We start from the raw sequence: 13581 nt of genomic DNA, 5'->3' as shown, positions 1-13581 counted from the left end.
GGGGTAATTTTATGACACAAATGAATAAGATAGATTATGCAAAGCAGGTAGTCAATACCTTCCATTCTGACCTTGATAATGTTTATGAACGGTTTAAAGTAAAGTATGCTCTTCTTGCGGTATTGAAAAATGAACTCACACCTGTTGACGTTACAGTGACAGACCATCCACCAACTAAAACTATTTTAAGAATAATATATCCAAGTGGAGAAATAAATAAAAATTACGATCAAATGACGACCGAATGCAGGCGAATATTCATTAGTGATTTATATTCTTGTTCTGCTAGCTTTTGTATTTATCTTGACAATGTATTACGCAAAAAAAACGTTAACGGCAGACATTTGCCTGCATTTTTTGACAAACAATATAATCAACCACTGAATATTTTGAACAGGTTCTTAAAATCTGACGACAAATTATTTTTAACATTTTTGCATAATGTTCGAAACTCAATGATTCATTATGACGGGCAGTATAACAAAAAAAATTTACTTGACTACAAAATCTTAACATTGGAATTTAAAACAACTGAACATAATTTAGGTGAACAAATCATTTGGGGGACTGAGGAAATGATTGAGGTTTATAAAAGGTTAAAAAGCATATTTGCTTACGACATATTTATTAATAATTCGCTTTTCGTTTGAAATTAACGAAAACTAAAGACTGAAACCACTAACGTTTGCGGACGATCTATTTAAAATAAACATCACATGACGGACGAGCAGAAAAATGAGATTAGAGAAACCCTTACAAAACAAGGATTTTCAAATGAACAAATTGACAACGCTAAAGTTGCGTTTAGTTCGACAACCGAATCGCATACGATTCAAATCAGTCTACCAATGTTTCCTAAACATTTCATTAGACAAGTTTTAATAACTGAATTGGCAGCGGTGGTAAAAACATCACCATGGCTTGGCTTCATTTGCATAAGTAGCGGAATGGAATTTTTAGGCAAGTGCATAGACAGCAATAATCCAACAGGCTGGAATGCTGAATGCGTTTCCGGACCAAATTTCAAAAATGTGATAGAGACCCTCGAAGCTTTTAAAAAATATAGACCCCTACTCTCTCGACCAAATTTTAACCTTTACCGAGAGTTTCGTTGTGGTTTAGTTCACGCCTGTGCGCCAGGAGACAACGTTTCTCTTTCACACGGAACAGATGAAAAACCAACCATTCTCGAACAGACTGGAGAAATTAACTTTAATGCTGATGAGCTTTATGAAGACTTTAAATCCGCATGTGAGGAAGTTATTAATATGAATTTTGAGCAACCGAACAAAATGAATGAAGCAAAAATATATATTAACTGTACCCTGACACCCTCTCCGAAAACTACAAACACTTCCAGCTATTCAGACAAAAACCTAAACAATGGAATTTAAACAAGCGATTTTACTAAAAGAAAAAAACAAGCATCTCCTCGGTAAGCAGGATAAAGGAGCCACAATTGAAGAATTAATTCTTGTTCCCACCAATAATGAATCGGCAGAAGAATTTTTAAAACATTATCTTCAAATATTGGACGGAGAGAAGGCAATTATTCCATTCTCAGGTAGTGATGTTGACATCGTTGCAGTATTCGACAAGAAAAAAATACACGCAGGATTTTTCTTTCACACAAACATTTTAAACCTCTCAGACGAATTAAGAGTTATTAATGAATAAAAACTACCCATAACAGCAGTGCTTGTTGCACAACTTCCCTTTTCAAAAAATAATTCCCCTATTCTGCTGAATAGCGCATTATCTTCCCACTCCACAAAAGTTCACCACACATTTTTTTCTGTTAATCGCTCCTATTCTCCCTCAACCCATAACTCGTACTTCTTCCGCCTGCATTTTCTTTTTTCAGAATTTTTTTCTTCATGAGGTCTTGTATATCGCGCAGAGCGGTATCCGCCGAGCACTTGGTTATTTTTCCCCATTTGGTAGAAGTGAGTTTCCCTTCGAAGCCATCGAAAAGTTTATTGATCATCGCACGTTGGCGCTCATTGATGGAAGTGCGCGTGTGTGTATCCCAGAATTCTGCTTTTCTCAAAACAACATTTAATCGCTGGTCAGTTTTGTTCAATGCGCGGTCGAGGCACGTGAGGTACCACAGCAACCATTTGGTTATATCGGTATTTCCTTTCTGTGTTTTTTCCAGCATCTCGTAATAATTTTTCCGCTCCACGCGTATCTGCGCCGACATGCTGTAGTAGCGTTGCGCTTCACCGTCCGCGCGCGAGAGTTGCATATCCGCTATGGCGCGCGCCATGCGGCCATTCCCGTCATCAAACGGATGTATAGTTACAAAGCGGAAATGTGCAACGCCCGATTTCAAAACAGGATCTGTTTTTTTATCGGTGTTGAACCACTTCAGAAATAATTTCATTTCATGACGCACCCGTGTTGCATCCGGCGCTTCATAATGCACGCGTTCTTTTCCCATGGCGCCCGAAACAACCTGCATCGGCCCTTTGTCATTGCGTCTCCATTTTCCAACTGTTATTTTGTGCATGCCGCTTCTGCCTTCCGGAAAAAGTAATGAGTGCCATCCGTACAAGCGATTTTTTGTCAATGGGACTTTGTAGTTGCGCGTTGCATCGAGCATCATCTCTACGAGGCCGTCAACATTTCTGTCGGAAGGTATGAGTCCCGCAATGTGCATTCCCAATTGTCTCGCTATGGACGAACGTACTTGCTGTGCATCCAGGAATTCTCCTTCTATTTCGTTTGACTTGAGTACATCCTGTGTGAGTGTTTGCAGATCGGTTTCGTTGCGCATGGCGAATCCGAGCAGGTGCAGATGTGCTTTTAAGCGTCCCTGCTTGTGGCGTATACTCATGAGCAGGGGCAGCAGTTCGTCTGTATCCCAGGTGAGTTCCGGCCATTTTGCATTTTCGTGTATATACCTCGGCATTTTCTCCGCAATTATGCGGTAATTATACGAATTATTCTCCGCATCTAAAATTTTATTTCCGCATTTTTGCGGCATTTAATTATTTTATTCTCCCTGCCCGACTGCGTCACTCCCGTCCGTAATGGCACGGGCAAGCAGGCGGGTGCCGAAAATGGAATCAATAACGCATGGCTGCTTTCCCAGTCGTGTTTTACCGGTGAAATTTACCGGAACATTTCAACTAGAAGCTATCTCAAAATTACCAATGAGGCTTCGCGCTCTTTGCGCCTTAGCGGTGAAAAAATCCTAAAACGCAATTTTGAGATAGCTTCTACAATTCTTTCACAAATTCCCCGCACCACTTTTTTATTTCATCGCGCACTTTCCTGAATTGATTCATGATCTCTTCGTCGCTTCCTCTTGCTTTTGCCGGATCAGGAAAGTTGCGATGGGTCTTTTTTGCGCGTGAAGGAAAAACAGGACATTTTTCATTCGCATTATCGCAAACAGTGATCACAATATCAAAATCTATATTCGCATATTCATTCACATTATTCGAAGTGTGATGAGAAATATCAATACCATCTTCTTTCATCACGGCGACCGCTTTTGGATTCAAGCCGTGCGTTTCTATTCCGGCAGAAAAAACTTCTGCTTTGTCGCCGGCGAATTTCTGCAGGTAGCCATGCGCCATCTGGGAACGGCAACTGTTTCCGGTGCAGAGAACGAGTATCTTCTTCATCTTATTTTTTTCTGAAAACTGCAGAATGAAAATTACAGCTTGTGCATACTGATCATTTACAACAATCTGTTCCGCAACATTCATTTGTTTTTTCTCCGTAAACCGTAATGCTGAAAATCCCGGTTTCTCCATTGGTGAATTTTTCCATTTCCTCCGTCTCTGAATATTTTTCCATGATCTCACCCGGAATTTTTATTGCACGTTCTTTCTGAACGATCACCTTTTTGAATCCGGTTTTTTCTATCAGTTGCAGATACTCCTTTTTCGTGATTGCTCCCGAAACGCAACCGGCATACATTTCCGCATCATTCTTTAGTCCGGAAGGAAGTTCTCCTTTAATCACGACGTCGGAAATGCTGAAGTGTCCGCCTTTTTTCAGGATGCGGAAAATTTCGGAGAATGCTTTTTCTTTATCAGGAACAAGATTGAGCACGCAATTGCTCACCACCACATCGGCACGTTCTGCCGACAGCGGAATTTTTTCAATATCTCCAAGACGGAATTGCACATTATCGAATCCTAATTTTTCTGCGTTGGCTTTTGCTTTCGCGATCATGGTTTCCGTCATGTCAATGCCAATGATCGTTCCCGATTCACCGGCGATTGCGCGTGCAACAAAACAATCATTTCCTGCGCCCGAGCCGAGATCAACTACCACATCGCCTTCTTTGATGAGCGCAAATTCCGTAGGAATTCCACAGCCCAGGCCAAGATCAGCTTCCGAATTATATCCTTTAAGCGTTTCATAATTTTCACTGAAAACTGCGTAGTCAACCGTGCAGCATTCGCCCGCACCGCAGCACGAAGTTTCATTCTGTTCTTTGGATTGTGATGCGATCGCAGAATATTTTTCTTTCACGATCTGTTTGAGTTCTTCGTTGGTTTTCATAGATTTATTTTTAATCGTTAGATAACGATTGATTTAACAACACTTCGCCTTACTTTTCCGGAAGGCATCGAACAGCGCATTTATACTCGTTTTTGCATTTTCCCATTCTGCTTCGTCAATGCAGTAACAGACTTTCGCCCCGTCAATATCACCTTTGATAAGTCCCGCCTCTTTCAGTTCTTTCAGGTGTTGCGAAACTGTACTCTGGGAAAGAGGCAGAACCTCCACGATATCGCCGCATACGCAACTCTGTTTTTTAAGAAGATGCTGCAGTATTGCCACGCGCGCCGGATGCGCGAGCGCCTTTGCATAACGCGCGGTACGATTGTCGCGCACTGTGAATTCATCTTTTCTGGCAATTCCCATGGTTCACTATTTATCGTAAAATTACGATTAATTTTATGATTGCCAAATATTCAATACTTTTTTTCAAATAAAACCAGGCACCAGGGCATTCATCTTCATCCTAATTTTTTTTTGGGTGAGAAAATTATAGATAGTACAGATATACAGATGGAGCGTCGGTCATCGCGATCCAGAATTTATTCGGGAGAAGCGATCTTGCGGGAGGTATCTGTACTATCTGTAATCTTCCCTCTTAACACTATAACGTTCATATTTTATTTTGAATAGCCGGCACGGAGCGGCCTGCCTTATTACTTTTCACTGATCAAAAAAACGATGATGAAACTTAAAACACGCCGGCCGTTCTTCCTGCTGTTCATTTTTATTTTTTTCTTTAGTGAATTCTCTTTTGCCGGAACAAATTCGCCCTTCCGTTTCATCATTGCACGCGACGGAATTCTTGCTGTACACCGGGAAGGAAGTTTCATTCCGGAAACTGATCTCATCAGCAAAAAATACGTTAACCGTAATGATCCCGGTTCTACAGGGCATTTTACTTTGCTCACGTCGGATCCGTTCACTATTGCAGGAGAAAATGATTCGGTGGAAATGCGTCTTTCTCTTCCCGGGAATTTTATTTACACTTTCGAGAATCGTGAATCGACAGACAGTGTTCCTTATGTAGCACTTGTGAGTGATTCTTCAACTGCAACCAATTTTCTGGATCGCGTGAAAAAAATCAGGAAACGTGAATGGGAAATTTATCGTATCGCCATCCGGATAAAAAATTCTACAGAAACATGGTGCATGTATTTGCGTTTCCAGCCCGACCTGCTCACGATCAACCTACCGAATAAATCGAATCGCGAAACAATGAAGATCCATTCTATCTCACCCGCAATTCCGGTTATTCATCTTGGCCACATCGATTACACGAATTACACCATCGGGCCGGGAATAAGCTTCAACGTCGGACTCGCACCACGCAAACCCTATTTACGATTGCTGGCAGACATCGTTGGTCCCGTAAGTATAGAATGGATGTTCAGGCCGATCAGCGAATTCAACGACATCTTTGCCATCAAGTCAAATGCAGTCGGAATATTCTTCAACTCCGGTTACGGCATTTTTCATTGGGGAATCGCTTGGTACACGCCCACCTACTCCCGCGCAGAGGCGTACATCGGGATCAATCTTGCGCCCGCCATGCAATTGTTCAACGGAGGAAAAGCGAAACGTTACCGTTGGTAAAAGCGGATCAGTTCACAGGAACGTAGTTGTATTAAAGTACAACCTTCATTATTTCACAAATCCGTATCTCACAAGATGCAATCCTTCATTTTTCTAAAAGGCAGTAAAGAAGTGCTAAAACTTTCGATCAGATGCACTCCCGATGATCAGAACATCGGAAGAAGAATAGGTTTTCCTTTTGTGCCCATGAGCAGCAAAGAAAATTCCCAAGCTCCTCTTCCACCGCTGTAATTGCTCAGGTAAGAGGTGTTCAGATCATAACTGAAACGGAAAATGGATTGCCCCTGGCGGAAACCGAGATGAAACACCACCGCATCTTTTACACGGTAATCCACTCCTGCAAGTGCATCAAGCGACGATCCTTTTATTTTGTAAAACGCAAGCACACCGAAATTCAGTTCATGCGCTTTTCGCTGATTCATATAAAGTATGCGCGGTTGTATCGAAAAATTTTCATTGATGTCATAATCACATCCTGCAATATAATTTGCACGCAACGGCACCCTGCTTTTCACTTCGGTGAACGATTCATTGGGAACGGTGAGGTGATATAAAGAGAATGAAGCGAACGGATGATATTTTTTATGCAATGGCATGTACCGGTAACGCACACCGAGATCCGCATCGAATTTCACCATCGATGTTCTTGCAAAATTTTCCTGATTGTAAATATTCTGATCGAATGTTCCGGTTGAATTGTCCCATTGCACATCATACGTATAGGAATTCTGATCGAAACTTTTGTAGAAAATTCCGGTCTGCAATCCTACAGTGAGATAATGTTCATTCGTTCCATCCATAATGTTGTACGAACCCGATGCCATTGCATTCAGCGTTTGAAATTTTCCCACACCCGAATGATCTTCCACAAGGTACCCGCCTACTCCGAATTTATTATTCCACTTATGCAAAAGCATATCGTAAGAAATATACGCGGTCGTGTACGGTTTTATCCCGAGCGCTTTCCACTGCGAACGAAAATCGGAAGTCACGCGATAGTCCCCTTTCTGCCCGTCATACATTCCTGTTGATGCCGGACTCATGATCAGGTTCGTGATATCGTACTGCGAGAAATGAAAATCCTGCGCAGCGATCACTGTGAAGGCTGCAAGCGTGGAAAAAAGGGAAATTATTTTTTTCATGGCTACAGTTTTTTACCGGATAAGATTTACTCCGCCGGACATGTTCACATATTTATTATCAGCAGTAACTCCAACAAGTGTCCACACATAAGTTCCGGCAGGTTGTGGTTTCGAACGGTAAGTTCCGTTCCAACCATTCGTCTGTGAATTGCTTTCGAATACCTGGTTGCCCCATTCGTTGAACACCCGGAACTCGAATTGCGTGAACGGTCCGCCTTTCACAAACAGAATATCATTGACGTTGTCGCCATTCGGTGTGAATGCAGTCGGAACTCCCGGCGGAGTAACATGCTCTTCGCACGGAACAAACAGTATGCTGTCGCTGTAAGATGAAACGCATCCTGAATCAGAAGTTACAACAAGTGTGACGTGATACCATGTGGTGTCGTTGTAAGTATGCGTAGGATCCTGCAACGAACTGAAAGTAGAATCTCCGAAACTCCAGTTCCAGGTGATGATCGTTCCGCTTGAAATGGTAGAAGAATCAGTGAACGCTGCATTGAACGGGCAAGTAAGCGCAGAACTGAAATCAGCGGCAGGAGAAGGATTCACATTCACAGTTTTCGTGATCGTATCGGAACATCCTGCTGATGAAATAACAATGAGTGTCACCGATTGATTTCCATTCGTAGTATATACGAAATTCGGATTCTGCGATGAAGAGGTATCTGTTCCCGATGTCCAGCTCCAGTTCACGATGCTGTCGTTGACCACGGTGGAAAGATCAGTGAACGATCCTGCAACGCCATTACAAAGTACTCCGCTGCTGAACTGCGCATCCGGCTTATGACCGATCGTGATCTGCATGGAATCGGTGACGCCGCTGCAGATGCCGCTGCCGGTTGTACTAAAATACAACGTTACATTTCCGGAAGCCGTGTCATTTGTTCCTGGCGTGTAAACAGGATTGAGTACAGAAGAGGATGGTGAAAAAGTTCCGTCGCCGGAAGTGGACCATTGTCCGCCTGTAGCACCGGAAATATTTCCATTCAGCAGTACGTTTCCTCCTCCGCAGATCACGACATCAGGCCCTGCCTGCGCAATCGATGCAGGAATGAAAGAAAGCACAATTGAATCGGACGATGGTATGCACGTGTTGGTTGCAACGAGTACAAGTGTTACAGAACCTGAACTGGTATCTGTTCCCGATGGAACGTATGTTGCATTCAGTGCAGAACTATCGGGTGTGAATGTTCCGCTGCCTGAAGTTGTCCAGTATCCTGTTCCGGAATTACCAATGACATTTCCGTTGAGCACATATCCACCGGTGTTTGCACAAATCGTAGAATCATTTCCGGCGAATGCAGTTGCGATCGGTGTGATGATGATCTGCATCGTATCTGCATCCGGATTACATGTTCCGTTATTCGTGGAAGTGAGGATGAGTGTTACTGTTCCGGCAGAAGTATCGGCTGCACTTAAATTATAAGTTGCATTCAATGTTGAATCGTTAGGCGTGAATGTTCCGCTGCCGAGTGTTGTCCAGATTCCTGTTGTTGCTCCCCCGCTGATCGTTCCATTGAGCGTAACAGCAGTATTTCCGGCACAGATATTCTGATTTCCTCCCGCATTCACCAATGGAGATGGAGAGAAGAAAATAGTCATGCTGTCAACAACAGGAGAACACAAACCATTGCCTGTTGAGGTGAGATACACCACAACACTTCCGTTATTCACATCAGAAGTATCCGGTAAATAAGTCGGATTCATCACTGTATTTCCGGGAATAAATACTCCGTTGCCGGTAGTATTCCAGATTCCTCCGCTTGCGATGGTTACTGATCCGTTGAGATTCACATCCGGATTATTTGCGCAAACAGTTTGATCAACTCCAGCAAAGACAACCGGACCCGGCGTCACTGTGATGAACATGGTATCTGCATCGGCAGTGCATCCTCCGTTTCCTGTTGAAGTAAGAATGAGCATAATCGGGCTTGCAAGCGTATCGCTGTTCGAAGGTGTGTATGTTGAAGTGAGTGAAGTTGCATTCGAGAATGTTCCGTTTCCATTTGGTGTTGTCCATATTCCTGTTCCGCTTCCACCACTTATTGTTCCGTTCAATGCTGTTGCATTATTTGCGCACGCACTCATATCAGGTCCCGCATTCGCGTCGGGCTGATGCGTGATCGTGAGAACAACAGTATCGCTAACGGCATTGCATATTCCGTTTCCTGTTGATGTGAGAATGAGAAATACACTTCCTGCAATGGTATCTGCTGCACTCGGTGAATAAGTCGCGTTGAGACTTGAGCTCGACGGAGAAAATGTTCCTGAACCGGAAGTGCTCCAGTCACCCGTATTCGTTCCTCCGCCAACATATCCCGACAGAATTACATTGGCATTATTCGCGCACACACTCTGATCCGCACCAGCGAGTACGTAAGGCGCAGGTGTGATCGTGATGGTGATCGTGGAAGTAACAGGTGTGCACGCGTTCGATGCATGATAAGTCAACAATACACTTCCGTTGGTTGTGTCGGATGCTGATGGTGTGTAAACAGGATTGGTAACGAGTGCTGTGGGTGCAAATGTTCCGCTTCCCGATGTGGTCCAGAATCCTGATCCTGTACTTGAACTCCCAGTTACGGAAACAAGATCATTATTCGCACAAACAGTCTGATCAGGACTTGTCGTGACTGTTGGCACTGGAGCGAATGTTATGATGAGCGTATCAGTTACAGGATTACAAGTTCCGTTATTGGTTGTGCTTAAATACAACGTCACTGATCCGGCTGTGGTATCTGCGGCGGAAGGAATATAAGTTGCATTAAGCGTACTGGCGTTCGGTGTGAATGTTCCCGTTCCCGCTGTACTCCACGTTCCGCTTCCTGTAGAAGTTGTACCGTTCAGCGGTGTATTCGGACTGTTGATACACGAAATAATATCCGGCCCTGCAATCGCATGCGGTGCATTTGAAATACTGAGCACCATCGTATCAGATACAGGATTGCAAACTCCGTTTCCGGTTGTTGTAAGTATAATATCTACAAATCCCAGAGTGGTATCGGCACTACTTGCAACATACGAAGCATTCATATCGGTGTTCGCTGGTGTAAATGTTCCGCTTCCGGTTGTAGACCATACACCACCCATAGAAACGGAGAACGAACCATTCAGTACAGCAACGGCATTGTTACCGCAGATACTCTGATCAGGTCCGGCATTCACGATCGGCGCCGGAGTAATTGTTATCGCCACCTGGTCACTGACTGCAAGACATCCACCGTTATTTGTAGTTGTAAATGTCAATGTCACAAATCCGGAAGCAGTATCGGCAGCAGAAGGAACATACGTTGCGTTGTTGGTAGTTGCATTCGGTACAAATGTTCCTGTTCCGGAAGTTGTCCATATTCCGCTTCCGGTTGATGAAGTTCCTGCGAGATAAACAGAATCATTATTCGCACAAACCGTTTGATCCTCTCCTGCATAAACAGTAGGCGGTTGTGTGTATGTGATGGTGATTGTATCCTGGACTGCAAGACAATTTCCGTTACCCGTACTGGTGAGCCACACAAGTACACTTCCAGCAGCAGTATCAGCATTGGTAGGAACATAAGTTGCGTTGAGTGTAGTTGCATTCGGTGTGAATGTTCCGGTTCCGTTCGTGTTCCATGTTCCGCTTCCGGTTGAAGATGTTCCGCTCAACGCTGCATTCGGATTATTTGCACAAACGAAAATATTACTTCCCGCATTTACCAGCGGCGCATTGGTGATGGTAATGATCATTGAGTCGATTGCTGCAAAACATTGTCCGTTACCGGTTGTGCTCAAATACAACGTCACGGTTCCGGCAGCAGTATCCGCTGCGGAAGGATTATAAGTTGCATTAAGAGTCGTCGAAGAAGGTGTGAATGTTCCTGTGCCGCTCGAACTCCACTGTCCGCCTGTTGCTGTAATAATGCTTCCACCCAATGATACTGCAGCATTATTTGCACACACCGTTTGATCCGCTCCTGCATTTGCAACCGGCCCGTCAGTTATTGTTATAACAAGTTGATCATTTGCAGAAGGACAAGCTCCATTCGCAGTTGAAGTAAGTGTCAATGTAACACTGCCTGCAGTGGTATCCGCGCTGCTTGGATTGTAGGTTCCGTTGAGTGCAGTATTTCCAGGCGAAAAAATTCCTGTCCCGGAAGTTGACCATATTCCGCTTCCTGTCGAAGAAGTTCCCGACAACAAAACTGCCGGATTATTATCGCAAACAGTTACATCAGGCCCGGCATTCACAACAGCGGGAGTATTGATAACAACATTTGTTGTTGCTGCATTACTCGTACATCCATTCACCGTTACCGTCACAGAATAAGTTCCCGCATCTGCGGACGTGGCTCCGGGTATTGATGTATTCTGCGTTGATGCTGAGAAACTATTTGGCCCGCTCCAGGAATAAGTTGCTCCTGCAACATTCGAAGAATTCAGATTCAGATTCGATCCGGAACACAACGGTCCGTTGTTCGAAGCAACCGGTGGATTCGGAGTTGCATTCACCACCACAGTTGTTGTTCCCGGAACACTCGCGCATCCGTTGTTTGCAGTTACAGTATAAGTTCCTGCTCCTGCAGCAGTGATATTCGGAATCGTCGGATCCTGCAAAGTTGATGAGAAACCATTCGGCCCACTCCAGGAATAAGTTGCTCCCGGAATTGTATCCACCAACAATTGCAGAGTTGTTCCTGCACAAACAGGACTGTTGCTCGACACAACTGGCGTGGTCGGTGTTGCACTGACTGCAGCAAAAGTTGTACTGTCAACACTCGTGCATCCATTCACTGTTACATTCACAGTATAAGTTCCCGTTGCTGCAGTTGTTGCCGAAACAATCGAAGGATTTTGCGATGATGATGAAAATCCATTTGGTCCGTTCCAAGAATAAGTTGCGCCTGCAACATTGGTTGCAAAAAGATTAAGAGTTGATCCTGCACATATCGGAGAATTACTTGATGGAGATGGTGCAGATGGAATCGGATTAATAATAACATTCACTGATGCAGCCACACTCGGGCATCCGCCTACAGTTACTGTTACGGAATAAGTTCCTGTATCCGCAAGTATAGCAGCAGGTATAGAAGGGTTTTGTGTAGTTGATGTAAATCCATTCGGCCCTGTCCAGGAATAAGTTCCTCCTGCAACATTAGAAGCAGTGAGATTCAAAGTTGATCCTTCGCATATCGGAGAATTACTCGAAACAGTTGGCGGTGCCGGAGTCGGATTCACAACTACAGTAGTCGTTCCAGCTGAAGTGCTGGTGCAACCGAGAACTGTTACCGTCACAGAATATGTTCCTGCACCGGCAAGTGTAATGTTGGTTATGTTTCGATTCTGACCGGTGCCCGAATAACTATTCGGCCCGGTCCAGTTGTAGGTTGCTCCTGCAACAAAACTTGAAAAAAGATTCAATGTATTTCCTGTACAAACAGGGCTGTTGCTCGATGCGGTAGGCGGATTCGGGATCGGATGGATCACAACATTGAATGTTGCATTTGCACTTGTGCATCCGTTCACTGTTACGTTCACCGAATAAATTCCTGCATTGGCAGAAGTGACATTCGGAATACTGTTTGTTTGCGTTGATGAAGAAAATCCTGCAGGCCCTGTCCAGGAATAAGTGGCGCCTGCAACAAAGCTTGAATTAATATTAAGTGTTGCACCTACACACAAAGGTGAGTTGCTTGTGATCGTCGGAGGATTTGGTGTTGCGTTTACAACAACTGTTGTTGTCGCAGGCGAACTGCTTGCACATCCACCAACTGTAACTGTTACCGAATAAGTGCCGGCAGCAGGAAGTGTTGCACTGGCAATGGTCGGATTTTGTAATGCAGAAGAAAATCCATTCGGCCCAGTCCAGGAATAAGTTGCACCCGCAATGGTACTTGCAAAAAGATTCAACGGTGTTCCGGTACAAACAGGAGTGTTACTCGACACAGTAGGCGGAGCAGGAATTGTATTGACAGTAACAACTACTGTTCCGTCGGATCCGGTACATCCACTCACTGTTACATTCACAGAATAAGTTCCGCTCGCTGCAACAGTTGCTCCGGCGATAGAAGGATTTTGCGATGATGATGAAAATCCATTTGGCCCTGTCCAGGAATAAGTCGCACCTGCAATTGTATTTGCAAAAAGATTAAGTGTTGATCCTGCGCATATCGGTGAATTGCTCGATGCAGTAGGTGTAACAGGAATCGGATTTACAGTAACACTTGTTGTTGCATTTGAACTTGTACATCCGGCAACAGTAACATTCACAGAATAAGTTCCGCTCGCTGCAACAGTTGCTCCTGCGATTGAAGGATTTTGCGATGACGATGAAAAACTATTT

At 44.1% G+C, this 13581-nt stretch carries 10 protein-coding genes; 4 read left to right on the top strand and 6 right to left on the bottom strand.

The features are described 5' to 3' along the window. Positions 1-20 precede the first annotated feature (20 nt). The 3 genes from HY064_08740 (at position 21) to HY064_08730 (ending at position 1677) form a co-directional block, all read left to right on the top strand. Complete coding sequence (locus HY064_08740; GenBank protein ID MBI3510738.1) at positions 21-650, top strand: hypothetical protein; 630 nt, start codon at positions 21-23, stop codon at positions 648-650. Positions 651-716: 66 nt separating this feature from the next. Beyond that, positions 717-1394, top strand: a complete 678-nt coding sequence (locus HY064_08735) for a hypothetical protein (GenBank protein ID MBI3510737.1) — start codon at positions 717-719, stop codon at positions 1392-1394. After that, positions 1384-1677, top strand: coding sequence for a hypothetical protein (locus tag HY064_08730; protein ID MBI3510736.1), 294 nt, complete (start codon positions 1384-1386; stop codon positions 1675-1677). The genes HY064_08735 and HY064_08730 overlap by 11 nt, the downstream gene beginning before the upstream one ends. A 121-nt stretch (positions 1678-1798) precedes the next feature. On the opposite strand, the gene HY064_08725 is transcribed toward HY064_08730, so the two are convergent. The 4 genes from HY064_08725 to HY064_08710 all read right to left on the bottom strand — a co-directional run bounded on the left by HY064_08725 (position 1799) and on the right by HY064_08710 (position 4890). Continuing rightward, complete coding sequence (locus HY064_08725) at positions 1799-2914, bottom strand: Fic family protein (GenBank protein MBI3510735.1); 1116 nt, start codon at positions 2912-2914, stop codon at positions 1799-1801. 310 nt (positions 2915-3224) lie between these two features. Next, positions 3225-3635 carry an arsenate reductase ArsC gene (locus HY064_08720; GenBank protein ID MBI3510734.1) on the bottom strand — a complete coding sequence of 137 codons (411 nt, stop codon included), beginning with the start codon at positions 3633-3635 and terminating at the stop codon, positions 3225-3227. A 52-nt stretch (positions 3636-3687) separates the two neighbouring features. Then, complete coding sequence (locus HY064_08715; GenBank protein MBI3510733.1) at positions 3688-4524, bottom strand: arsenite methyltransferase; 837 nt, start codon at positions 4522-4524, stop codon at positions 3688-3690. A 33-nt stretch (positions 4525-4557) separates the two neighbouring features. Further along, positions 4558-4890 (bottom strand): winged helix-turn-helix transcriptional regulator, encoded by a 333-nt coding sequence (locus HY064_08710; protein ID MBI3510732.1) that lies wholly within the window; start codon positions 4888-4890, stop codon positions 4558-4560. A 318-nt stretch (positions 4891-5208) separates the two neighbouring features. On the opposite strand from HY064_08710, the gene HY064_08705 reads away from it, so the two are divergent. Next, a complete protein-coding gene (locus HY064_08705) occupies positions 5209-6120 on the top strand; it encodes a hypothetical protein (GenBank protein ID MBI3510731.1) in 912 nt (303 codons plus the stop codon). 146 nt (positions 6121-6266) lie between these two features. Here HY064_08705 and HY064_08700 read toward each other — a convergent pair whose 3' ends face one another. Both HY064_08700 and HY064_08695 read right to left on the bottom strand, forming a co-directional pair. Continuing rightward, a complete protein-coding gene (locus HY064_08700; GenBank protein MBI3510730.1) occupies positions 6267-7262 on the bottom strand; it encodes a PorP/SprF family type IX secretion system membrane protein in 996 nt (331 codons plus the stop codon). A gap of 12 nt (positions 7263-7274) precedes the next feature. Beyond that, positions 7275-13581, bottom strand: a 6307-nt coding sequence (locus HY064_08695) for a gliding motility-associated C-terminal domain-containing protein (protein MBI3510729.1), incomplete at its 5' end; no start/stop codon positions are given.

Source organism: Bacteroidota bacterium (genome assembly GCA_016194975.1).
In the GTDB taxonomy this organism is placed as follows: Bacteria; Bacteroidota; Bacteroidia; order Palsa-965; family Palsa-965.
Note: the sequence above shows the minus strand (reverse complement) of the source record. Positions and strands in the feature narration are given on the sequence as shown.